Source organism: Kiritimatiellaceae bacterium, assembly GCA_013141415.1.
GTDB lineage: Bacteria > Verrucomicrobiota > Kiritimatiellia > Kiritimatiellales > Tichowtungiaceae > Tichowtungia.
In genome coordinates, this window is record JABFQY010000002.1 from 1 (window position 1) to 24,091 (window position 24,091).

Annotated in this window: 21 protein-coding genes; 10 read left to right on the plus strand and 11 right to left on the minus strand. The window is 55.5% G+C overall.

Going from position 1 to position 24,091, the window contains the following annotated elements; all coding sequences use genetic code 11:
• Positions 1-237 precede the first annotated feature (237 nt).
• Positions 238-990 (minus strand): PEP-CTERM sorting domain-containing protein, encoded by a 753-nt coding sequence (locus HOO88_02845; GenBank protein ID NOU35698.1) that lies wholly within the window; start codon positions 988-990, stop codon positions 238-240.
• A 146-nt stretch (positions 991-1,136) separates the two neighbouring features.
• Here HOO88_02845 and HOO88_02850 point away from each other — a divergent pair, with 146 nt between their 5' ends.
• Positions 1,137-2,153, plus strand: a complete 1,017-nt coding sequence (locus HOO88_02850; protein ID NOU35699.1) for a LacI family DNA-binding transcriptional regulator — start codon at positions 1,137-1,139, stop codon at positions 2,151-2,153.
• 180 nt (positions 2,154-2,333) lie between these two features.
• On the opposite strand, the gene HOO88_02855 is transcribed toward HOO88_02850, so the two are convergent.
• Positions 2,334-3,080, minus strand: a complete 747-nt coding sequence (locus HOO88_02855) for a PEP-CTERM sorting domain-containing protein (GenBank protein NOU35700.1) — start codon at positions 3,078-3,080, stop codon at positions 2,334-2,336.
• A 154-nt stretch (positions 3,081-3,234) separates the two neighbouring features.
• Between HOO88_02855 and HOO88_02860 the strand changes: the two genes are divergently transcribed.
• A complete protein-coding gene (locus HOO88_02860) occupies positions 3,235-4,254 on the plus strand; it encodes a LacI family DNA-binding transcriptional regulator (GenBank protein ID NOU35701.1) in 1,020 nt (339 codons plus the stop codon).
• A gap of 257 nt (positions 4,255-4,511) precedes the next feature.
• Here the strand turns inward: HOO88_02860 and HOO88_02865 are convergent, their stop codons facing one another.
• The 3 genes from HOO88_02865 to HOO88_02875 all read right to left on the minus strand — a co-directional run bounded on the left by HOO88_02865 (position 4,512) and on the right by HOO88_02875 (position 7,581).
• On the minus strand, positions 4,512-5,264 hold the full coding sequence (locus HOO88_02865) for a glycosyltransferase family 2 protein (GenBank protein ID NOU35702.1): 753 nt from the start codon (positions 5,262-5,264) through the stop codon (positions 4,512-4,514).
• A 2-nt stretch (positions 5,265-5,266) separates the two neighbouring features.
• Positions 5,267-7,270: a tetratricopeptide repeat protein gene (locus tag HOO88_02870; GenBank protein NOU35703.1), complete on the minus strand. Its 2,004-nt coding sequence runs from the start codon at positions 7,268-7,270 to the stop codon at positions 5,267-5,269.
• Between the two features lie 116 nt (positions 7,271-7,386).
• A complete protein-coding gene (locus HOO88_02875; protein NOU35704.1) occupies positions 7,387-7,581 on the minus strand; it encodes a hypothetical protein in 195 nt (64 codons plus the stop codon).
• Positions 7,582-8,342: 761 nt separating this feature from the next.
• On the opposite strand from HOO88_02875, the gene HOO88_02880 reads away from it, so the two are divergent.
• Both HOO88_02880 and HOO88_02885 read left to right on the plus strand, forming a co-directional pair.
• Positions 8,343-9,065, plus strand: coding sequence for an MFS transporter (locus tag HOO88_02880; protein NOU35705.1), 723 nt, complete (start codon positions 8,343-8,345; stop codon positions 9,063-9,065).
• A gap of 20 nt (positions 9,066-9,085) precedes the next feature.
• On the plus strand, positions 9,086-10,588 hold the full coding sequence (locus tag HOO88_02885) for an arylsulfatase (protein ID NOU35706.1): 1,503 nt from the start codon (positions 9,086-9,088) through the stop codon (positions 10,586-10,588).
• A gap of 47 nt (positions 10,589-10,635) precedes the next feature.
• On the opposite strand, the gene HOO88_02890 is transcribed toward HOO88_02885, so the two are convergent.
• The gene (locus tag HOO88_02890; protein ID NOU35707.1) at positions 10,636-11,007 is read right to left on the minus strand and encodes a hypothetical protein; all 372 of its coding nucleotides are present in this window, start codon (positions 11,005-11,007) and stop codon (positions 10,636-10,638) included.
• Between the two features lie 124 nt (positions 11,008-11,131).
• On the opposite strand from HOO88_02890, the gene HOO88_02895 reads away from it, so the two are divergent.
• From HOO88_02895 to HOO88_02915, 5 genes are all read left to right on the plus strand, one after another.
• The gene (locus tag HOO88_02895; protein ID NOU35708.1) at positions 11,132-12,427 is read left to right on the plus strand and encodes a YihY/virulence factor BrkB family protein; all 1,296 of its coding nucleotides are present in this window, start codon (positions 11,132-11,134) and stop codon (positions 12,425-12,427) included.
• 100 nt (positions 12,428-12,527) lie between these two features.
• The gene (locus HOO88_02900) at positions 12,528-14,453 is read left to right on the plus strand and encodes an ATP-dependent helicase (GenBank protein NOU35709.1); all 1,926 of its coding nucleotides are present in this window, start codon (positions 12,528-12,530) and stop codon (positions 14,451-14,453) included.
• A gap of 266 nt (positions 14,454-14,719) precedes the next feature.
• Positions 14,720-15,679, plus strand: a complete 960-nt coding sequence (locus HOO88_02905) for an alpha/beta hydrolase (GenBank protein NOU35710.1) — start codon at positions 14,720-14,722, stop codon at positions 15,677-15,679.
• Between the two features lie 78 nt (positions 15,680-15,757).
• The gene (locus HOO88_02910; GenBank protein ID NOU35711.1) at positions 15,758-17,284 is read left to right on the plus strand and encodes a YifB family Mg chelatase-like AAA ATPase; all 1,527 of its coding nucleotides are present in this window, start codon (positions 15,758-15,760) and stop codon (positions 17,282-17,284) included.
• A 392-nt stretch (positions 17,285-17,676) separates the two neighbouring features.
• Positions 17,677-17,928, plus strand: coding sequence for a hypothetical protein (locus HOO88_02915; protein ID NOU35712.1), 252 nt, complete (start codon positions 17,677-17,679; stop codon positions 17,926-17,928).
• A 12-nt stretch (positions 17,929-17,940) separates the two neighbouring features.
• Here HOO88_02915 and HOO88_02920 read toward each other — a convergent pair whose 3' ends face one another.
• Positions 17,941-18,447 (minus strand): hypothetical protein, encoded by a 507-nt coding sequence (locus HOO88_02920; protein ID NOU35713.1) that lies wholly within the window; start codon positions 18,445-18,447, stop codon positions 17,941-17,943.
• Between the two features lie 15 nt (positions 18,448-18,462).
• Entirely contained in the window at positions 18,463-19,125 is a 663-nt protein-coding gene (locus HOO88_02925) for a C26 family cysteine hydrolase domain-containing family (protein ID NOU35714.1), read from the minus strand.
• A gap of 141 nt (positions 19,126-19,266) precedes the next feature.
• Between HOO88_02925 and HOO88_02930 the strand changes: the two genes are divergently transcribed.
• Positions 19,267-20,511, plus strand: coding sequence for a PQQ-binding-like beta-propeller repeat protein (locus HOO88_02930; GenBank protein NOU35715.1), 1,245 nt, complete (start codon positions 19,267-19,269; stop codon positions 20,509-20,511).
• Between the two features lie 15 nt (positions 20,512-20,526).
• Here the strand turns inward: HOO88_02930 and HOO88_02935 are convergent, their stop codons facing one another.
• The 3 genes from HOO88_02935 to HOO88_02945 all read right to left on the minus strand — a co-directional run bounded on the left by HOO88_02935 (position 20,527) and on the right by HOO88_02945 (position 23,799).
• On the minus strand, positions 20,527-22,509 hold the full coding sequence (locus tag HOO88_02935) for a hypothetical protein (GenBank protein NOU35716.1): 1,983 nt from the start codon (positions 22,507-22,509) through the stop codon (positions 20,527-20,529).
• Positions 22,510-22,621: 112 nt separating this feature from the next.
• Positions 22,622-22,951 (minus strand): cupin domain-containing protein, encoded by a 330-nt coding sequence (locus HOO88_02940; GenBank protein NOU35717.1) that lies wholly within the window; start codon positions 22,949-22,951, stop codon positions 22,622-22,624.
• 128 nt (positions 22,952-23,079) lie between these two features.
• Entirely contained in the window at positions 23,080-23,799 is a 720-nt protein-coding gene (locus tag HOO88_02945) for a 4Fe-4S ferredoxin (protein ID NOU35718.1), read from the minus strand.
• Positions 23,800-24,091 lie beyond the last annotated feature (292 nt).

A 24,091-nucleotide genomic window follows, 5' to 3' on the forward strand; every position in this document is an offset into this window, starting at 1 on the left:
CTGTTGCTCAGCTCCATCGCCACCAGTAACGTATCGCTGTTATGTGAGTTGTCCGTCATGCTGTCCTCCTTTTGTTGTTCCACTAAGGATTATAGCGATTGCGGCAACTCACATAGCATCTACAGTAAAATCCACACTCTGTAGGCCGCGTGCCCTCACGCGGCGTAAAATTAAAAGGACAAAAGAAAAGAGCCGCTTCGTTTGAAGCGGCTCTTTCGTCGTCATGCTTTGTTCAGTTTATGAACGGCGCAGACGGCGCATCAGCAGGGTACACAGCGCACCCAGACCGAGCATTCCGATCGTCGCCGGCTCAGGAACCACAGTTCCCTGAATGATGAAGTCCTGGTTGCCATCGCCATATCCGGCAAGGCCGCCGTCGGTAGTAACCGTCGTGGAGGTCATACCCAAAATTCCTGAAGCGTTCGAGCTCGGTACCGTAGTCGATCTCCAGCCGTAGATACGGTAATAAACCGTGCCGCTGGTTACGCCATTGCCGGCCAGATCAAAGGATAATGTGAGCCCGCTGCCTGTTCCAACGGGCTGAAGCACCTTCGTTGTAGTGGCCCAAGCTGTCAAGAACGCTGCATCGGTGTTTACCGAGCTGATTTTGAGGACAAAGTTGGTCGGACCGTTCGCATTATTGGCTATTGCGCGGTACTGAAGGTTGCTCAGATTGACCGCGTTGCCGCTGGTCGCAGCGACAAAGCCCTGAAAATAGTCGTTAGACGCTATGGCACCGTCCAAGGTGAAGTCAGAGGTGTTCCAGCCGGTAGCTATAAACCTGTTGGTTGACAGGCCCATTCCAAGTCCTGCTCCGCGAGTCAGATTGTTTGAGGCAATCCCTGTGGCCTGAGTGGAAAAAGGAGCCCCATTTGTCGGCCCAGTCGGCCCGGTTGCTCCCGCGCCGAAGAAGTTATACGAGACCAGCAGGGTCGCATTGGCCGCACCTGCGACCAGCGCCACCGCTATCATTGCTAATACTTTTTTCATTTTCATTCTCCTGTTTGTTTCATTTCGTTGGTCACTATAACCAACGTCCTCACGCACATAGTTCATGCGTACGTGGAGAGTAAACTAAATCATCTACCGAAAGACAACGCTTGCCTTGCGCAAGCACATGCGCAAAACTGCGCGCCATGAAACAATCAGTCAGTCTGAAAGATATAGCGAAAGCTCTCGGGTTAAATGCTTCGACGGTTTCCCGTTCTCTTAGCAATCATCCCCGTATTCCGTCAGCGACCCGCGAGCAGGTCAAGGCTCAGGCAGAAAAGATGGGCTACCGGCCCGATCCGGCTTTACGAAGGCTGGCCGAGCGGCGCTGGGCTTCCCATCCGGCGAAGAGTGCGGCGTCGGTGGCTGTTGTTCAATGGGCACAACCGGATTACGGTTTAGCCGAATTCAAAAAGCCGCTTGGGATCATGATTCGATCGCTGGGCTACGGGTATGAACAGTTTTTCGTCACAGACTATCCGGATGTGGAGTCTGCCGCGCGGATTATGGAAGCACGCGGCGTGGTCGGCCTGATTGTTCTGCCGTCTAAAGATCCGGCGGCCTGGCTGAATTTTCCGTGGGAACGGTTTGCCGCCGTTCAGGTGGTGTCCGGCGAGGAACTGCCCACCGGACTTTCCATGGTTAACTACGATTCGTTCGGAACCATGCTGGACGCCGGACGGCGGGTGGAGCGGGCGCGTCCGGCCTCGGCGGCCGTGTGTCTGTTCCGCCAGCTGCGCGAGTCGGCGACCGACGAGCAGGATCATGCGGCGGCTCTGCTGGTGGTGGAACGGTGGAAAAAAGCCCGTATCGCCTGTAAAGCGCCTCAGTTTTTTTTCGCCAATCCGGACGCTTTACCGCATATGGCCCAGTGGCTTGCCAAAGAGCGCGTTGAGGCGGCCATTATTCCCAATTCCGCTGTCTGTCTCTGGACAGCGGCCAACGGGAATAAAATTCTTCCCGAAGAAATCAGGACGATCGCCCTGAACAGCCGGTCTGGAGAGGGTTTTGCCTGTTACGAACATCAGTACGATCACATTGCGCGACGCGCTGTGCAGCACCTTGACAGTCTGATCCGCCATGACGAACGCGGACTGCCCGCCTTGCCGGAACTGATTTCGATTCCCAATCTCTGGGTTCCGGGTGCCGGCTTCCCGGAATAGAGCGGCGTTTAAAACCTTTCGGAGACCCTATAGGGTTGCGCCGCGTGAGGTCACGCGGCCTACAGCCGACGGTTCAATTCTCTGTAGGCCGCGTGCCCTCACGCGGCGTAAAATTAAAAGGACAAAAGAAAAGAGCCGCTTCGTTTGAAGCGGCTCTTTCGTCGTCATGCTTTGTTCAGTTTATGAACGGCGCAGACGGCGCATCAGCAGAGTACACAGCGCACCCAGACCGAGCATTCCAATCGTGGCCGGTTCAGGAATCACGGCTCCCTGAATGACCAAGTCGTTCATGCCAAATCCATCGAGGCCTTGGTCAGCAAAATTTCCAGTAATGCCAGTACCACCCCCTGTGAAACCGGCATTGTTGGCAGCATTCAGTGATCCCCACGTGTAGATTCTGTAGTAAACCGTGGAAGCTGCGGCTAAAGCAGTGCCGTTAAAGGCAAATGAATTTGTTCCTGGATTGTATACTGTTGGTTTGGTGTATGTGTCGGAATCCTGATAGGTTCCAGCCCCAAGCCCAAATGCTGCATCTGTGCTGATGCGGACAAGATAATTACTGGAAGAGGAGCCGCTCGCAAATGTTACACGGAATTGCATATTGGTAATGGTAAGGGTTTTTCCGCTCGCGGCCGTAACAACACCAGAAAAGTAGTCATTACTGCTTACCGCATCAGTGAACGACTTAGCTGTCGAATTTCCGGCGAAAAAGCCATTAGATCTGGCGCCCGTAGATGCCCAATAAGCAACGAGGCTGGGGCCGACGGTTAAAGTAGCGGAAGCAACGCCCGCGTCCACGGGGTTTAGATTAGCCGTGTAAGCGGCGTTGGTGACGCTCTTACCCCAAAAGTTATACTCAACCAGCAGGGTCGCATTGGCCGCACCTGCGACCAGCGCCATGGCTATCATTGCTAATACTTTTTTCATTTTCATTCTCCTATTATGTTTCTTTTTCGATCCCGCCAGTCACCTGACTGACGTTCCCGTGTGCAATTGTTCTTATACACAGAAGAGAGTAAACCAAATCATCTGCCGAAAGACAACGCTTGCAAAATGCAAGCACATGCAATATATCGGCTTTATGAGCAGGATGATTACTTTGCAACAGATGGCCGAGGCTCTTGGGCTCAATGCGTCAACGGTTTCGCGGGCGTTGAGCAATCACCCAAAAATCAAGGCCGCCACCCGGCAGCTCGTTCAGGCCAAAGCGGCCGAAATGGGCTATCGGCCCGATCCGGCGTTGCGCCGGCTGGCCGACCGCCGCTGGGCTTCCCGTCTTCCGGCGAAGCGTACGGCGTCGCTGGCTGTTGTTCAATGGGCACAACCGGATTACGGTTTGGCCGAATTCAAAAAGCCGATTGAGATCATGATTCGCTCGCTGGGCTACGGGTGTGAACAGTTTTTTGTCTCAGACTATCCGGATGTGGAGTCTGCCGCGCGGATTATGGAAGCACGCGGCGTGGTCGGCCTGATTGTTCTGCCGTCTAAAGATCCGGACGCCTGGCAGAATTTTCTGTGGGAACAGTTTGCCGCCGTTCAGGTAATGTCCGGTGAGGAACTGCCTACCGGACTTTCCATGGTTAACTACGATTCTTTCGGAACCGTGCTGGACGCCGGATTGCGGGTGGAGCGGGCGCGTCCGGCCTCGGCGGCCGTGTGTCTGCTCCGCCAGCCGCGCGAATCAGCAACCGACTTGCAGGATCATGCGGCGGCGCTGGTGGTGACCGAGTGGTGGAAGCGGGCCGGAATCGCCTGTAAAGCGCCTCAGTTTTTCACAGTGGGCCCGAACTCTCTGCGGGGTATGGCCCAGTGGCTTGCCAAAGAGCGCGTTGAGGCGGCCATTGTTCCTAATCCGGGCGTCGGCGTCTGGAGGTCAGACAGTGGACGGCGAATTCTGCCTGAGGAAATCCGGATTATCGCCCTGAACCGGCAGCGTCAGACGGCTTTTGCTGGCTATGAGCGTCAGCTGAATCATATCGCCCGGCGTGCCGTGCAGTACCTTGACAGTCTGATCCGCCATGACGAACGCGGACGGCCCGCCTTGCCGGAACTGATTTCTATTCCCAGTCTCTGGGTTCCGGGCGCCAGCTTTCCGGAATAGAGCGGCTTCCCTCATGGAGGGACGGCGGCCTCGCCGTCTAGTCGCCGAGGCCGGCGACCCTCCAGCCAATCCCGCATGATCTTCGTATCAAAATCACGGCAACCCGGATGGGATAATGACCGCAAAGACTAGAGCATGTAACGAATGATACGCCGTAGATAGTAATGTCGGAACTTAGGGCGAAGCCCGTAGATCCGGCAATCTCAGTACGGAAGCCGGATCCACGGCTTCGCCTGAGTTCCGGCTGTACCGGCATCTCATACCAAACGCGGAAAGCGGCGGGAGCGGAGCAGCCCGAGCCGGCAAAGGCGGAAGCTCATGCCCGTCCAAAGGCAGCCGAAGCCGTACCGAAGACTGCGCCGGAAGTTGATCGAAGAGGCTTCCGGAAAATATTTGGTCGGACAGCTTACTTCCGCCACGGTATGTCCGAACCAGAGAATCTGCGCCAGCATTTGATTGTCGAAGACAAAGTCGTCGGAATTTTCATTCAGCGGGAGTTGGCTGAGAAGTGCACTGGAAAAGGCCCGGTAGCCGGTGTGGTATTCGGAAAGTTTCGCGCCAAGCAGCAGGTTCTCCGCCAGCGTCAGGACGCGGTTGGAAATATATTTCCACCATGGCATGCCACCCTTGAGCGCATAGCCGCCCAGAATGCGCGAGCCGAGTACGCACGGATAAAGACCGTTGGCGATCATAGCAGCCATCGCGGGAATGAGTGCGGGGGTGTATTGATAATCGGGATGAATCATGATGACAACGTCCGCACTCTCTTCCAGCGCCAACCGGTAACAGGTTTTCTGGTTTCCGCCATAGCCCCGGTTTTCGGGGTGAACATGCATGTAGATGCCATCAAGAGTTCCGGCAATCGAAGCGGTCTTATCATCGCTGGCATCGTCCACCAGAATAATCCGGTCAACAACCCCTTGAGCCATCACTTCGTCGTACGTCCGGCGCAACGTTTTCTCTGCATTATAGGCCGGCATCACCACGACAATTTTTTGACCGTTGAGCATTCTTATTGTTCTCCCCCTGATTCATGATACGGAATTCCCGCCTCATAAAGGCGGAGCCGCGCACGAATACCCTCAGCGACAGATTCTTGTCCCGCCGCGAGATCTAAAGCGCGGCGGGCCGTGGCGACCGCCTCCGGGTATCGTCCGGCCTCGGCGTAGGCGGCGGCCAGCGTATCGAGAACGGGCGCACAGCTTTCGCCGGAAAGACGGTTGACGAAAAGCGCCAGCTCAACGGCACGCCGTCCGTCGCGGAGGGTGGCATCGGGACAGGTGGCCAATATCCACGCTAGATTATTTTTTACTTCAACATAGTCCGGATTAATCCGAAGAGCTTGCTCATAGTGCCAAATGGCCTCGACGAAGTTGCTTTGTCGGAGAAGCAGATCCCCCGCTCTGCAATGGGGTTTCGCGTCGTCCGGATTGATTTCAAGGTATTTTTTGTAATGCATCAGAGCCTCATCCGGATTCCCAGTCTCTTGAAGGGCAAGGCCTAGGCCATAGTGCGACTTGCCATAATTCGGGTCGATTCCCAACGCTTTTTTAAAATACAGAATCGCCTTACCAAATTGTCCCATCTGGAGGAATGCAACTCCCGTATTGTGGTATGTGTCGGCAGGATACGGATTGATCTCGATTGCTTTTTCCAGATGGGAAATGGCCTCCTTGAATTGTCCCCTATCGATCAACGTGGCGCCCAAACTAAGATGGGCCACATCATTTCTGTCTGAGCAGGTCACCGCGTGAGTCCAGAGGGAAAAATCGTCGCGCCAATGCCGAGTCTGTTTGTACGCCGCTATCGCCAGAACGGACAGCACCACGACCGCAGCCACCGACAGCACCGTGCGGCGGTATCGCAGGGAGGTGCACCAATCGGCGATCAGCCAGACTCCTGCCATAACCAGCCCAATCTGCGGAAGATACGTGTACCGGTCTGCATGGGCCTGATCCCCTACCTGCACAATTCCGACAACCGGAACCAGCATCCCGAGATACCAGAGCCAACCAATCGGCAGGTACGGATGTTTTTTTCGTCCGGCAAAGACGCCCCAGGAAATTCCAACCAACAACGTCAGGGAGGCAACGGCTTTCTGCCATGAAATTCCAGCCTCTGCATAAGTGTAAAATGGGGATAGTCGAATCGGGAAGATCAGCTGTTTGATATAGATGGCATACGAGCAGAGAGCATTCTCAAAACGACGCAGAACAGACAGGGTTTCAACGGAGGCAATCGACTGTCGTTGCGCCCAGATGGTAACGGCGCAAAAGACAGCCAGCAGCAGCAGGAGCGGAACTTTTTCAAGCACCAGCCGAATAAGCGTCTTTTTTGTTTCCATATGCCGGAGCCTTCCCAGCGGCCAAAAGTCCAGCAGTAATAAAACGCACGGCAGAGTCGCCAGCATCGATTTGGACATTAGCCCAAGGACAAAAAACAGAACCACCGCCAAGTAACGTCTGCTCGTCACCCGCCACCCGCCACCCGCCACTCGCGCGTAGCGCGTGTACGCTCCGAGCGTCAGCATAAAAAAGAACCCGCTGAGGACATCTTTCCGCTCCGAAATCCAGGCGACGGATTCAGCCCGGAGCGGATGAATGGCAAATACGGCCGCCACAAAAGCGCTTCGCCAGAGCGAACCCGTCATCTGCCGCAACACCAGAAAAAGCAAAATCACCGTCGCCATATGGAACAGAACATTTGTGAAGTGGTGCCCGGCAGGATTCAGTCCGTAAAACTGGCAATCCAGCATATGGGAGAAGGATGTCAACGGATGCCAATTGCCCACATGAGGATGAGTGACGACCCAGCGCAAGCCTTCCAATGTCACCCCTTTTGAAATGGCCGGATTCTGATGCACATAGTTGTTGTCATCGAAATTGGTGAACTTATACCGGAGAGTCTGACCGAAAACGCCCCACACCATCAGTGCCAGCAGAAAGCAGACCGCGAGAACCGTTCGGGTGGAATTCCTTCTATCCGCAGGTTTTCCCATGCGGTATTTATCTGCCATTCCCTTAATGCTCATGCCCGGATTTACTTTTCTATACCACCTTTAAGATTAGCCTAGGTGGTGCATGGTAGTTGGTGTTGCCGGGTTTGTCCATCCCCGGCTCCGTCCGACAGCCATCATGAACAAAAAAACAGGGCCTTATCCACCTCCACATCAAAATTCAAAAACGTTGCAGACCGTCCTGCCAGAACGTGTTCCACCAGCGTTGATTTACCGACCTGCCTTGCTCCGAGAATCATCCCGACTTTATCGCCGGCAAGAATCTCTTTCAGTGTTTGCTCTGCATCCCTTTTTAGGTACATGTCGCGCAATATAGCCGGTGTTTTTGTATAGTTCAGTGGGCAAAATGATGTTTTAAATCCGCGCTCTATACGCCGCTCCGAACATTCGGGGCGATCTAGAGCATTTTAGGAAATTTTGTGGCCGCTGACCGGCCTTGTAGGGCGGGGGCCGTGACCCCGCCGGACTTGCGGTGGGTGTATTGTTTCCGTTCATCCGCGATCACGGATCGCGGCTACAGTTTATCAGTTTGTGGCGCAGGCTTCCAGCCTGTGCTTAGGCAGGCAAGGATGCCCGCCTCACATTTTAACAGCCAAGCAACCGGCTAGAGTTTTCCTGAATTTGCTCTAATCAGTTTCCTTTGCGTCTTCAGTGGTTAACGTTCCTACCGTTAGAGCATTTCACGAATGAAATGCCGCACCCATATTTTGTAGGACGAGCTTCTCTGTATCCAGAGAGCTTGTGTCCCATGCACGGGCAGGAGCACACACGCTCCCGAATACGGGACTCGACCAAGGGGAGAGAGGCTTCACTATCGTGAAGCAACGCCCGAAGGAAGTGGCAACCGCGTCCTACAATTTTCTGTGGGCGCGGATCCGGGCTCTGGTGAGCTTGTCGAACCATGGGCCCGCCAAAGACCGCCCCCACCGTGGGCGGCTACAGAAGACCTATGCTGTGCCGGTTAAATCTCAAGGCAAGCGGGGACGCTTGCGATACGTGTTGCCGCCGGGATAAATTGAAATTCCAATCTCCGGAAACTCCGCTATGCTGTTTTCCTTTTTGAAAGGAGTCTATGACCAAACCAAAACCCAAAGACGAAAATCCGCTGATCAGCATTATGCTGAATGTCGTCATCCCCGTCGTCATTCTGACGTATCTGAGCAAAGATAAATATCTGGGGCCGGTCTGGGGTCTGGTGGTCGCACTGATCCTCCCGATCGGCTACGGAATTCATACGCTGGTCAAGGAGCGGCGCGCCGATTTTGTTTCAATCATCGGTATCATCAGCGTTCTGCTGACCGGCGTGTTTGGCATCCTGAAACTTCCGCCGCAGTGGATCGCCGTCAAAGAGGCGGCGATTCCGCTGATTATCGGACTGGCGATTATCATTTCCCTGAAGACACCCTACCCGCTCATCAAAAAAATCCTGATGAGCGAAAAGCTTTTCAATGTGCCGCTGCTCCACGAAAAGCTGCGCGAGCAAGGCAACGAGGCGAAATTTGAAAAGCGGCTGGTCGGCCTGACCTGGGGATTCGCTTCGTCCATGTTCCTTTCGTCGGCGCTCAACTACACGCTGGCAAAAATTATCCTGAAGAGCGAGCCGGGCAGCGAAGCCTTTGCCGCTGAAATCGGCAAAATGACCGGGCTGAGTTATATCGTCGTCATGCTGCCCAGCATGACCGTGATGATTCTTGTGCTGATGGCGCTGATCAAAACGCTCACGCACCTGACCGGGCTGAAACTCGACGACCTGCTCGCCGCACACCTGCAAGAAGCTTCATCATCAGAAAAATAACAACCTGAGGAAATACCGGTATGAAAAATTCATCTTCCTGCTTCGCCCTCGCCCTCGCGCTCGCCAACTCAGTTGCCGCCCAGAGTACCGACCCAAAACAAGAATCAAAGAAACCGAACATCCTTCTCATCATGGCCGATGATATGGGCTATTCCGACCTCGGTTGCTACGGCTCCGAAATCCAGACCCCCAATCTGGATCGTCTCGCCCGGCAGGGGCTCCGCTTTACCGGCTTCACCAACCACGCCAAATGCGGTCCTTCCCGCACCGCCCTGATCACCGGCAACACCATGCGGACCGAAGGAGGCCGGCGCGATATCAATTTGATCAAGGAGCTCAATCAGGCTGGCTACCGAACCTATATGACCGGCAAAACCCACGGGTTCTCCCGCGGCGGAACCCGGCGCAGTGCTGTAATGGATTACGGCGCAGGCAGTTTCTGGGATCTCAGCAGCACCAGCACAGGAGCCAAAACAACCCCCGGACATCTTACGCTCAACGGAAAAATCGTTCCCGATCTGGCCGCCCTGCATCCGAACTTTTACGCCACAGATATCTGGACCGACTACGCGATCCAGTTTCTCGAGGAAGACAAAGCCGATCCTGCACCGTTCTTCCTCTACGTTGCCTATAATGCGCCCCATTATCCGATGCACGCCAAGCCTGCCGACATCGCGAAATACCGCGGAAAATATAAAGAAGCCGGATGGGATAAACTCCGCGAGCAGCGGCACGACCGCCTGCTGAAACTTGGAATTCTTCCTCCCGGCACTCCGCTGGCGCCGCCGGATCCCACCGTGCCTGCATGGGATTCGCTCTCCGATGCTCAGAAAGATGAGCAGGATCTGCGCATGGCCACCTACGCCGCCATGATTGACTGCATGGATCAGAATATCGGCCGCCTGCTGGCTGAAATTGAAGCAACGGGTCGCCGCGACAATACTCTGGTTCTTTTCCTTTCGGATAATGGAGGCGCCAGCGCTCTGCACAAGGAACTCGGAAAACCAGGCCCGCAAGGCAGCTGGACTTACGTTGGCAAACCGTGGGCGCATCTTTCAAACGCGCCTTGGCGTGCTTATAAAACAGAGCATTTCATGGGAGGCCTTCGCACTCCGCTCATCGCCAACTGGCCCGCCGTTATTCGTCCGGAAACGATGGATCGCAACTTTGGAAGCATTGTGGATGTCACCGCCACGGTTCTTGATCTCGCAGGCCGCCCCGCGCCTGCCATTCTCGGAAAATCGCTCGCCCCTGCCTTCTACGGCAAACCGCGCGACCTTCACACTGAGTTCAACTGGGCCTGGAATCGCAACAAAGCGGCGCTGAAAGGCGACTGGAAACTCGTCAGCGTTAAGGACGATCCGTGGCAACTCTTCAATCTGGCCAGTGACCCGGTCGAACTCTGCGACCTTGCGGCCCAGCATCCGGAAAAGGTGGCGGAACTCCGTCAGCAATGGATCGACTGGGACGCCAACGTCACGTTTGAAGTTGAGCCGCAGGGAAGCGGAAAAATTATTCCGTAACCGAAACTTCCCTGACTCCCCACCTTCCGACCGAGCCGCAGTCTCGCTTAGATAATCAGTCCGCCTTCTTTTTTCAGATCGGCGGGGGTGATGATCTTGTTGGCCTGTTCGCGCTGATACTGCTGCGCCTCTTCGATCATTTTGTTCATCGCGTCTTCCATCGCCTGCGGAAATTTTAAAACGGCTTCTTCGAGCGTCTTGGCTTCGATGGCGCCTTGCAGCGGAAGCGGGCCGTGCGGACTCATCAGCTGGGTGTGGCCGGTGAATACCGCGTCGCGCGAAGTATCTTCGGTGCCGTCGAGTTTGACCGGAACCAGCTTGCGGATTCCGCCGGTTTTAAGATCGGTGTAAGCTTCTTCGCGGTAGAGATTGGCCATGTCCATTTTGACATCGCTCAGTTTTTCGGGTTCGGTGCTCATAGGGTTTCCTTTCTGAAATGAGCGGGGATTAAGCCACATAAGCCCGCACGGGGAAATCCTCTTTTCGGGTTTTATTTCAACCCCGGACGGCTTATGCTCGGCGCACCAAACAAGGAGCTTCTCTATGAACAGCAAACCAGCCGGACTCGTCGGAAAAACACAGCAGTTTATTAATCAGGACATCTGGGAACTCGAACCGGACTCCTTTTCAAAAGCCCGCCGCGCCGGACTGAAATTCCTGCGCGTCTGCACGCTGGTCTTCAAAGGATTCAAAGAAGACAAATGCCCGATCCACGCCTCATCCCTGACGTTTACCACGGTCATGGCGATGGTTCCGCTGCTCGTCATCCTTTTCGCCATCGCCAAAGGCTTCGGCTTTGAACAGGTCAGCGGGATGCTGTTAGAAAAAACAGCCGACATGCCTGCGGCCTTTCAGGACGCGGTCAAAACCATTCTCACAACCGTCGGCTCTGCCAGCGCCGGAGCTCTTGGCGGTGCCGGGGTGGTGTTTTTTATGTGGGCCGCCATCAAAATGCTCAGCGGTATTGAGGATACCTTCAACATCGTATGGGGCATAAAAACTCCGCGCGCTTTCATCGAAAAAGTGCGCAACTACATCGTCATTCTGGTTGTTGCACCGATCCTGATGATCGTCGCCAACGCCGGACTTCCCGTCATCATGGGCTTTGCCGGAAAACTGACCTGGATGGGCCCGTTAGTGACATTCGCGCTGCAAATTATTCCGGTATTGGTCATGGCGCTCACTTTCTCCTTCGTTTACATCATGATGCCCAACACCAAAGTTAAATTTTCTTACGCCTTCACCGGCGCATTCGTCAGCGCCGTGCTCACCGTTCTATTCCAATTCGCCATCATTAAACTGGGAGTGCTGGCAACGAACGCCAACAAAACCTACGGGACACTGGCCGCTATTCCGCTGTTCCTCTCCTGGGTGCAAATCAGCTGGCAGATCATGCTGCTCGGCGCGGAAGTCGCCTTTTCCATACAGAACGCCGGGACGTACGCCCGGGAACGCCTCGCCGTCAACCCGAGCGCCCGCTCACGCCTCTGTCTCGCCTTCGCCCTCATGAAAAAAATCACCGCCGCCTTTGAAACCGGCACCGGCCCGTTCGATGTCATCGCCTACGGAACCGCCAACCGCGTTCCTGTCCGGCTCATCAACGACGTCATTTCCATTCTGGCGAAAAACGGACTCGTCGCCGAAGCCGCCGACCGGCAGGGCTGTTATACTCTGCTCCGCGATCCCGCCGACGTTTCCGCCCGCGCCATTGCCGATGCCATTCTCAACGAAGGGGCCGACCCGAACGAGCTCGGTATGAAAGACGACTTCCCCATGTTCGGGAAAATCACAAACGCCAGTTTCCAAACATTGGAAAAAGAGGTTCTCAAGAACTTCTAATCAAGTCCCAATACTCAATTCTCAAAGCTCCTTGAACATTGTGCATTGAATATTGTTTGTTGTTCATTCGGGTCGCCGGGCGTGCTTTAATCGGCGGCCTATGAATTTCCGTGAAGAGTTAAACGAAGAGCAGTACGCCGCCGTGACCGCGCCGGACGGGCCGTCGCTCGTGATCGCCGCCGCCGGTACCGGCAAAACCCGCACGCTGGTTTACCGCGTCGCGTGGCTGATTGAAAAAGGCGTCGATCCGAACCGTATTCTGCTGCTCACCTTCACCAACAAAGCCGCCCGCGAAATGCTCGACCGCGCCCACGACATCACCGGCGGCGGAGTCAGCGGAATGCTCGGCGGAACATTTCACCATCTCGCCAACCGGCTTCTTCGTCAGCATGCCCGCGAAATCGGCTTCGGCAACGACTACACCATTCTCGATTCCGACGACGCCAAGAAGCTGATGAAGTCCTGCGTCGACGAACTGGAGCTGGACGACGAACACTTTCCGAAGCCGCAGGTTCTGCTTAGTCTCTACGGCCTCGCCTCCGGCTCGCAAAAGCCGCTCAATGAGCTGGCCTACGACTGGTTCAGCGAAGCCCCGATCGACATCGGCAATGTGCTCAAGCTCCGCGACCATTACGAGAAGCGCAAAAAAGAGCTCAACGTAATGGATTTCGATGATCTGCTGCTTTACGCGTTGAAACTTTTCCAGACCTCGGACTATGTTCGCAATCTGTATCAGGAACGGTTCCAGTACGTGCTGGTCGATGAATATCAGGACACCAACACCATTCAGGCCGAATGGGTTCACCTGCTCGCCGGTAAACATAAAAACCTGATGGTGGTTGGCGACGACTTCCAAAGCATCTATTCGTGGCGTGGCGCGGACTACCACAACTTTCTTTCGTTCCCGAAGCGCTATCCGGAAACTCAGGTTTACAAACTCGAAGTCAACTACCGCAGCACGCCGGAAATTCTCGACGTCGCCAACGCCTGCATCAAAGGCAATCCGCTCCAGTTTCAGAAAGAACTGCGCGCCGTCCGCGAAAGTATCGCCGAGCCGACGCTCGCCCTGCTCCGCGACGGCGACGAACAGGCGCGCTACGTCATTGCCAAAATCGAAGAGCTGAAACGCAAGGGCACGAAGCTTTCCGACATCGCCGTCCTTTACCGCTCGCACTTCCACGCCATGGAGCTGCAAATGGCGCTGACTCACGCCCGCTTTCCGTTCCAGGTCACTTCCGGCATCCGCTTCTTCGAACAGGCGCACGTCAAAGACGCCTGCACCGTTCTGCGCCTGCTGGAAAATCCGGCGGACGAACTGGCCTTCAAACGACTGATGGAAATGTTTCCGAAGCTCGGGCCGAAAACCGCCGATAAAATCTGGCAGAAACTCGGCAAGCGCTTTGAAGCGCGTAAACCGGAAGCGCATCTGCAATTGCGCAACGCTTTGCCCGCCGCCGCCGTTTCAATCTGGAAAGAAATCCAGCCGGTCTTTCTCGCCTACGAAACCGAATCGCTCAGCGAAGATCCCGGCGAACTCATCTACCGCTTCAACAAAGCATTTTACGGCGAGTATCTCGTCGAAACCTTCGACAACGCCAAGCACCGGCAGGAAGACCTCGATAGCCTGATCGACTTCACCGCCCGCTTCGAATCCTGCTCCGCCTTCCTCAGCGAAATGGCGCTGCTGACCAATCTCGACGCCGAAGCCGAAACTGCACCGTCCGGACAAGACGGTGTACGACTCAGCACCGTCCATCAGGCCAAAGGTCTGGAGTGGAAAGCCGTCTTCGTCATCTGGCTGAACGAAGGACTCTTTCCCAGCTCCAAGTCCGTCGAACAAGTCGGCGGAGAATCCGAAGAACGCCGGCTCTTCTACGTCGCCATCACGCGCGCCGAAGACCGGCTGTTCCTCTGCGCTCCGCAAGTCCGCCGCAAACACGATGGCGGCGTCATCTTCTACGAGCCCTCGCAGTTCATCCGCGAAATCCCGCCGCACCTCCTGAAACAGGACGGCGGATTTTTTTAGAATCGCCACGAAAAACACAAAAGGCACGAATAGTTGCCACCAAAATGTAGACGCGACGCCCTCGTCGCGTTTTCCAACAACAAACAACGCGACGAGGGCGTCGCATCTACGTTTCCCTAAAACAAAATTCGGCGGCGCTGACAGAGCAACCCCTGGTGACTTCGCGGCCTGCGGTGAGCTTGTCGAACTCGCTTTGCGCGAGATGATCCAGGCGAATCGCCCTCTTCCATTGACCCGGACGGATTGCGCGTGTTAAGAAGCGTTCCATGAAAACTTCCTTTTTTCTCCGGCTGATCCCTGTCCTTCTGTGCGGCTCACTGCGCGCCGCTGAATACGTCACGGTTCCGGACGGCGTCGAGAAGGCGCTGCAGGCCGCGAACACTCCGGCCGAATGGGCCAAGCTGATGCCTGAGGCCAAACAGTACATTTACAAGCAGGTCGGCGACCTCGCCATGCCGCTGTACGTTTTCCCCGCCAAACCGCAGGCAAACCGAAAACCCGCCGTGCTGGTGCTGATGGCTGGCGGCGCGTTCCGCGACGGGAAACCTTCATATTACCGCCATGCGCTGGAATATTCCGCACGCGGAATCACCGTGGTGACGCCGAAGTACCGGGGCACCGACGCGGATAAAGCGCAAGTGATAGACTGCTACCGCGACGGACGGGACGCGGTGATCTGGGTGCGGGATCACGCCGACGAGATCGGCGTGGATCGCGACCGGATCGTGGTCGGCGGTTCTTCCGCCGGATCGCTGATTGCGCTCGCACTGGCCACGCTCGATTTTCTGCACGAGGAAGTCGGCAATCGCAAAGCGGTGCCCGACGCTCTGCTACTTTACGATATCGCCAGCGGCGGCGCGATGACCGCTCCGGTCGAAGGCGATCCGATACTCGGCCCGGAACCGGCCCGCTTCTGGAACTGGTACACCAAGGAACGGTTCGGCATGGATCCGGTTCTGCTTTCGCCGTTTCACCACCTGAACGACAAACTGCCGCCCGCCTGTCTGTTCTTAGGCGGGAAAGAAAATATGCGCCAGCAGTACGGCGCGTGGCTTTTGTATTCCACCGCCACGGGAAAAGGCGCCAGCTGGGATATGCATTTCGTCGCAAAGATGCCGCACGCCGCCATGGTCAATTCGGCAGCCTGGGCGCCGGAGGTTTACCGGACGGTCGTGAACACCACCACCCTGTTCTTGCGCCGGTACGATTTTCTTCCCAAAGAATAATCGGTCTTGCCGAGACTTCTTTCAAACTGCAAGATGCCGCAGCGAACTGGTTAATGTTCTTCTGCGGAGATTCTGCTTATGCTCGCCAAAGTTTTTTCGGGCGCCGTTTTCGGCGTCGATGCCTACACAGTGGAGATTGAGGTCAACAGCGGACACGGCGAGCCGAAGACGGTAATCGTCGGTCTGCCCGATATTGCGGTGAAAGAGAGCGAGCACCGCGTGATTACCGCGCTGATCAACTCCGGCTTCACGCCGCCGCAAGGGCGCGTGACGATCAATCTCGCTCCGGCCAATATCAAAAAGGAAGGGCCGAGTTTCGATCTGCCGATCGCGCTCGGCATGCTGGCGGCGGAAAACGACATTAAGCCCGACCTGCTCGACCGCGCCTGTATCATCGGCGAGCTGGCGCTTTCCGGCGCGGTGCGCCGTGTGCGCGGCGTTCTGCCGATTGCCCTCGCGGCCCGCGCCGCCGGGCGCAAAGCGATCATCGTGCCGGAGGAAAACGCCGAAGAAGCCGCCGTCGTGGATGGCATCAAAGTGTTCGCCGTAAAAAATCTGCGCGAGGCGGCGGATTTCCTGAATATGGAGCTGACGCTGAAGCCGCACGCCGTTGACTTGAACAAAACGTTTAATACGCACAATCAATACGCCGCCGACTTTGAAGACGTGAAAGGACAGGAATACGCCAAACGCGCGATCGAAGTCGCCGTCGCCGGAGGCCATAATCTGCTGATGATCGGGCCGCCGGGAACCGGCAAGACGATGCTGGCCAAACGGATTCCGTCCATCCTGCCGCCAATGACGCTCGAAGAGGCGTTGGAGACCACGAAGATTCACAGCATCGCCGGAAAGCTCGACGCGCATGAATCGCTGATTGCCACGCGCCCTTTCCATTCGCCGCATCACACGGTTTCCGACGCCGGACTGCTCGGCGGCGGAACCCATCCGGTTCCCGGCGCGGTGAGCCTCGCGCATAACGGAGTTCTCTTTCTCGACGAACTGCCGGAGTTTCACCGTAACGCGCTGGAAGTTTTGCGCCAGCCGCTCGAAGACGGCGTCGTCACCATCGCCCGCGCCGCGGCCAGCGTGACGTTTCCTTGTCGGTTCATGCTGGTGGCGGCGATGAATCCGACGCCCGACGGTTATTTTCCCGACGATCCGCGCTCTACTTCGACACCGCTGCAAGTCAGCCGGTATCAAAGTAAAATCTCCGGCCCGCTGATGGATCGTATCGACATTCACATCGAAGTGCCTTCCGTGGATTATCAGAAACTGTCCGGCCTTGAAAAAGGCGAGCCGTCGGCCTCCATCCGGAAGCGGATCGTTGCCGCGCGGAAAATTCAGCAGGAACGTTACGCCAAAGACCGGCATGTCCACAGTAACGCCGGAATGCAGCCGAAGCATTCGCGTAAATACTGCCGTCCGTCCGACGATGCGGCGCAACTGCTGAAAACTGCCGTGTCGGAAATGAATTTCAGCGCCCGCGCCTACGACCGGATTCTGAAAGTCGCCCGAACCATCGCCGACCTCGCCGGTGTAGAACAGATCGGCACCGACCATATTGCTGAAGCCATTCAGTACCGCACGCTGGACCGGATGGGATAGCAGGGAAATCGCGGGCGCCCGTACTTGGTCTGCAGTCCCGTAAGGCGCCCGCTCTCTCCAAAAATCACCACAATGCGATTATTATGATGGCAACCACTATGCCAGCCACGACCAGCAGGAAGCCAAGAATTGTCCGCACCGTTTCCCGTATCTGCAAGATGAACGACTCATTCTGCATTTTAAATTACCTTTCCATCCGTCTTTCTTGGACATAAACACAAACGGCTCTATCGAGCATCCGGCGGAGCGGCTGTTTGCGCTGGCGACTGTATTCCTGAAGCCTTTTTTTGACCTCTTTTGCAATCCGCACGCTCTCCGAACTGCCTTCCAGACTGGCGTCTGCTTTGCTCATGGCGACAAGTTGCCACTATTGTGGTAAATTTTAAAACAAAATGATCAAGAAATTTAGGGCTTGGGTTCGGTGGGATTTTTACTACATTCGCGGCATGGGAGACACCGAGTCAGTCCGCATCAGCAAAGAGCTGAAGCAGCAGTTGAAACAGATGGCGCAGTCCATGCGTCCCCGCACGGCAGTTCAATATCTGATTGAAGATGCTATTGAGCAATATCTCAACCGGGTTGCCGAAGAAAAAGGCCCTTCCTATCAGGTCAAGACGTCGGCCAAGTCGGCCAAAAAATCATAGTCTGCCTCCGGCTTATATGATTTCCCGGTGCACAAGTTCGTGAACCAGCCGGTCGGCCTCGATGTGCGCGGTTTCGATAAACGCCTTGAAGTCCTCAACATTTTTCCCGGTCGGATCAGGCACGTCGAGTGTTTCTACCGCGTCTTCGCCCTGCCAGCCGTACTCCATCAGCCGGAAAACTTTTGCCTCCGCCTCCGGCCATTTCTCGAGAATGAAATCTTTGTGTTCCTGCTCCATCACCAGAATCAAATCAGCGCGTTTCATCAGGCTGTCGGAAAGCGGCTCCGCCGTATGCTGGCGCAGACTGAAACCGTGGTTGCGCGCAATCAGCGCAACAACATCATTGACCCGCCCGCCGCCGGAGGCCTTTGTGCCCGCCGAAGTGATTCTGACGCGCTTCAGTGCCGTTGGCCGGTATTGCGCCAGATAATGTTTGAGATAACCTGCGAAATAGGCGCTGCGCGTGCGGTTCGCCGTGCAAACGATGACCAGATGGAACTTCTTCCGAAAGAAAAACATGCGCTGAGTGATAAATCAAAACAGCCGTTTTAACAAGTCAAACATCCGCTGGTTGCAGTTTCCAAGCATCCAAAAAAACGGCTTCATCTTTTCCAAGGTCTGGATAAACGACCCGCTGGCCACTTCGACTTGGCAGTGTTCGTAAAGCGACAGCAAACTTTCTTCTGTCGTTTCGAGATGAAACTGCAGTGCCAGTACGTTGTCTTTATAGATGAATGCCTGGTTCTTGCAACCAGTGCTCGACGCCAAATGTACCGCGCCGTCCGGAATACCGAAGGTGTCGCCGTGCCAGTGAAATGCCGTAAACTCCGCCGGGAATATTTTTCCGTCGCCGGTCAGAGGAAAAAAACCTATCTCGCGTTGATCGTTTTTTCTCACCGTTGCGCCAAGCACTTCAGCGATAAGTTGCGCGCCGAGACAGATGCCAAGCACCGGCTTGTTCTGCGCGATGATTTGTTTGATGAATGCTTTTTCCGCCGCCAGCCACGGATAAATGGCTTCGTCATAAACACCCATCGGCCCGCCCATCACAATCAGGCCGTCCACGGTTCCGACATCCGGAAGACGATCGCCCGCCCAAAGCCGCGCGCAAGTAACGTCGTATCCGTTGCCAGCCAACCACGGCTCAATACAACCAAGCCCCTCAAACGGAACGTGCTGAAGCCAGTAAATTTTCATAGGAGAGAATTAGCGGAACGATGAAATATTGGAAAGCCGGAACGTACTGCAAAGAACTGAAAATCAAGCAGTCCCGGTTTGCCACAACCGAATCGCCGCGCTACATTCGCGGCATTATTACTTATTGGCGAAAGGTGGAGTATGACTACGACTATAACCCGTTTGTTAAACCTGTACTTGATCACGATCGCCGGAGTCATCGTCCTGGCTTGTTCAGCAGGCGCCGCAGACTGGCCTAATTTTCTCGGGCCGAACACCAACAATATCTCCTCTGAAAGCGGCCTGAACAAGTCGTGGAGCAACCAGCCGCCCCGCACGCTCTGGACGGTTGCTTTGACTGACGACGGTTACGCAGCTCCATCCGTCGCAGGCGGCAAGTTGTTTATCGTCGATCATCTGGGATCAAACGACATTGTTCGGGCCCTTGATATTGCTGACGGCCATGAACTCTGGCGTTATGAATATCTGGACGCCACCGCCCCGAAGCAGGGCTTCACCGCCAGCACTCCGCTGGTTGCAGGAAACAAGGTCTATACGTTCAGCCGCCTCGGCAAAGTGTACTGTTTCAATACGGAGTCCGGCAAAATGCTGTGGAACCGCGATCTGGCCGCCGAGTACAAAAGCAAAAGACCGCCGTGGCTTTTTTGCGCATCACCCGTTGTTGATGGTGACAAATTGATTTTCATCCCAAGCGGCGAAGCGTGCGGACTTCTCTTTCTGGATAAAAACACCGGAAAGGTGCTGAAGGAAGCCGCGCCCGGTTTTCGAACCAGCTATGCCACGCCGGTCATCGCAACGTTCAACGGAGTCCGTCAGTATGTCTTATTCGGCACCAACGACATGGCCGGGTTTTCTGCCGACGACGGCAAAGAGCTTTGGCAAGTTCCGTGGCCAACCAAGTTCGGCGGGAAAAAAGGGCCTACTCCGCTATTGCTGGGCGACAACCGCATTTTTGCCGCCACCACGGAAGGCGGAGACACCGGAGTCATCGATCTTTCCTCCGGCTCGCCGGTTGTGGTGTGGAAGCATCAGCAAATGCAGGATCATTTTCCCACACCGGTTTTCTACCATGGCCGCATCTACGGTTCTTCCGATCCGAAGTTTTTAGTCTGCCTCGATCCTGCGGATGGGCGCATCCTGTGGAAAGAGCCGACAGGCCAATACACGTCCGTCATTGCGGCTGACGACACAGTCATCGCTTTGTCCGGCTCCACCGGGGACTTAATCATGCTGGATGCCACGGTTCCGGAATACCGCGAACTGGGTCGAATCACACCACTGGGCGGAACGAGCTGGACCGCGCCGATCCTGTCCGATGGCCGCCTCTATGTGCGGAACAAAGGCGCAATCGCATGTATTGATCTGAGGGCGTCCGGCGGAAAATAACCGGCTGGATCATAATTACATTTTAATCATGATATCCAGCCCGGTTCCGACAGGCAGCTTCAGCGTGAAGATTCCCGTGACGGGATCGTGAGTTCCACTCACCGAAACCCCGTTTGCAAAAACTTCTGCCGGCGGTTGCGCGCACCAGAACAGAACTGTTCCGCCGTCGAGCAGGCGTCCGGACCAGGTTTTTCCACCCAGATTTTTCCAGGATTTAAATATGGCCGGGCCGTTAAATTTTCCAGCCAGCCCCAGAGGCGCGATACCGTCTGCAACAGGCGATATCCAGAAAATTTCCCAGCCCATTGTTTCGAGCGTCACCGTCAACCGGTCGTGTGTTTTGGCCGTACAGACTTCGCCGGTAGAAACGCGCAGCACAGCCCAAACGGTGTCGGCCTCACGAAATTCCGGCAAGGCAACGTCTGCCGGCGATACGGTTGCGGAAACCGTGCCGTCGTGACGGCAGCAATGAAAAGCGGTCACCAGCGCACCCGCCCCGCTGCGGGCAAACAGCTTCATCGGCAGGGCTTCGTCAAATGCCGGAGCAAAGATGGAGTCTTCACAGGGCACGGCCGGTTCGGGGCAGCGAAGAACTTTACCGGAGCCTGTGAGCAGTTTTGCGATAAGTTCGGGATTGTGGCTGCCGACATCGTCGCCGATATAGATCGGGCCGCCGGAAATGGCGCGAGCGACTGCATGATAAACTCCTTCAGGATCACCGCTGTTAAACATGTCCCAGTCGAGGATCGCAAAACTAGACGCCCAGACCGCGTTAAGCGAGTTGCTGTAAATATGATACTGCTGCTGCAGATTTACTGCCCGTGGATGGTAGTCGTGTGAATTGCGCCACACGGAGGTGTTCAGCATGTGGAAGGCGACATCCGCGCTGTGCGACATGCAGGTGATCACCTCGCCGGGGAAATGCACGCCGGACGCCCCTTGCAAGGCCTGCTGATAAGCGCGCATGACGGCACTGCGGTTAAGTTTGCCCTCCGCAAATCGTATGACTCCACCTTGGTTGTCCACTTTGACCATGTCCACGCCAGCCTTGTGAATAAGATCGTACCACTCACGGTAGAACTCGCAGATTTGGGCTGGGTCAATCAAATGAAGGTCGTTTACCCCGTCAGCTCCAGCCGTTTCCGGTCTTAGTTTTCCGCGGTTGTCGATACAACGATAGCGCTTCGCCAACTCTCCTTCGGGATGAAGGCCCAGCCAATATCCCTGCAAGGCGTGCCAAATACCAACACGGGGAACACCAAGCTCATGTACCGCACTGACCATTGCAGCCAAGCCGCCCGGGAACCTCTTCAGGTTGGCGTCGAAGCCTTTGAGCATATCCGCTTCGGCATCAAGCCAGCCGTCGTCAAGAATCAGAAAATCTACAGGAATTTGCGCGGCCTTGAGGGAGCGCAACCCGTCCAGTGTTTTTTCGAGAGTGAGGTCTTCATGAAAGGCGTTCCATGTGCACCAGCCAAATTCATCAAGGAAGGCCGGCTCCGCCTTGTCTTTGCGAACGCGGAAGCTGCGCAGCAATTCGGATACTGTGCGCATGGAGCTTTCAATCAACTCGTAAGGATGGCGACCGCGGGCGGCAAAGAGCGCGCGGGTCCGGGATATTGTTTCTCCGTCGGCCAGTCCTTCAACGCGGAGTTGCAGCCCTTCGGCGCAACCTTCGATGGTGCAGCAACTGAACTCGTCCACCAGCGGAAGGACAAAGCCGTATTCTCCGTCCGCCATGCGATAAAGGAGCGCCTGTGTCGTTTTGGGAACCGCCGCAACCGACTTGAGTATATGCGGATGCATCCAGTGAACCGCACCGCGGACTATGGCCAAAATTTCAGTCGTCGCAGGAATTTCGAACGGACCAAACGTCTGATTGTTGCGGATAGTTCCGGACAGACTGATTAAGGTTCCGTCGGCCAAAGGTGTGCAGGAAACGCCGGGTATCGACTTGGGAATCGCAATAGCAGGACTGGGAACTAGCTTAGTTTTCATAAATATTTCAAAAGGTTACTTTGGGCTGTGCTGTACACCCGTAACGCACAAGGCCGTCAAAGCTGGCAAAAGAGGATGAGAAAAACAAGCGTGATTGTTTGAGCAAAGGTTCTCAGCGCTCCGAGCGGATCATAATCAGCAGCATTTTGAACGGGGCTTTGGCCGCCTGCACGTCGTGCGGAATGTTGGCGGGCATAATAATCATTTCGCCGGCTTTGACCGTTTTTGGTTCGCCCGCGATGATAAATGTTCCTTCCCCTTCAACGACTTCGACGACGGCGTCGAACGGCGACGTGTGTTCGCTCAGCCCTTGCCCCTTATCAAAAGAAAAGAGCGTGATATTGCCGGTTTCTTTTTTTAACAATGTGCGGCTGACTACCGCGCCGTTGGAATAATCCACCAGCGTTTTCAGATTGAGCGCTTTGCCTTTTAATTCATTCATCTCATATCTCCTTACCAACTTTGGACTGCGGCGGCTTGCCGCCGCTTTTCATCGCAGAGCTTGCTCTGCGCCCCGCCGAAGCAAGCTTCGCCAAACAAAGCGCAGGCAAGCCTGCGCACTCCATATTTCTAATCCAGTCTCTTAATTTCGCGCAGTTCTCCGTCGAGGCCAATCACCGCTTCTTCCACAACCAGATCGCTTCGCCCGCTCCGCCGCGCCGCTTCCCTGACCATCATCGTCAGCCCGCCGCAACACGGAACTTCCATACGAACCACGATCACTTTCGGAATTCCGTTCGAAGCCAGAATGGCCGCCAGCTTTTCGACATATCCCTCGGTACGGTCCAGTTTCGGACAGGCAATGGCAATGGCGCGTCCGCGAATAAACCGCCAGTTGACATCCGGCGACGCCGATGGTGAACAGGTGCTAAGAACAACCAGCTCGCGGTTTTTGAAAAACGGAGCTTCAACCGGAACCAGATGCAACTGCGTCGGCCACTGATTGAGTTCAGAGGGAATAACTTGTCCTGAAACTGCTGATGCAGCAGGCTTCGCCTTCTGCTGTCCGAATCGAACTTGAAGGCCGGGGCATCCACCGGCAGGCGGCGTCTTTTTCTGCACATGTTTCTGCACGGCGGCTTCGTCAAATTCCGGCGCTTCGCGTTCAATAATCTTTAATGCTCCTGTCGGGCATTCCCCGATACAGGCTCCGAGGCCGTCACAGAAAACTTCGCTCACCAGCTTGGCTTTACCGTTCACAATAGCCAGCGCGCCCTCGGCGCAACCGGTAACACACGCGCCGCATCCGTTGCATTTTCCTTCGTCAATCTCAATAATTTTGCGTTTCATGCCTTTTCTCCATTTACTGCCGCAGATTCTACCACACCGGCAAAGCGGCGCATTGACCCGCGTCAAGTTTTGGAACCGCACCAAATATCGTGTAGGGAACGGCCCTACAAAAAAGTTCTTCCCTGTGCGCTCGTATCCGGTATTGTCCGCTTCAGAGTTTCGAAGAAGAAAGCACTTAGGGGTTTGTTGCTGGCTTCTCCGTTTCTTCCAACTAAAGGAAGACTCCACCCTCCGCAATCGGTTCGCCCGGCTGCGGAGGTTTTTTATTTCCGGAAACAAGTGATATCAAAAT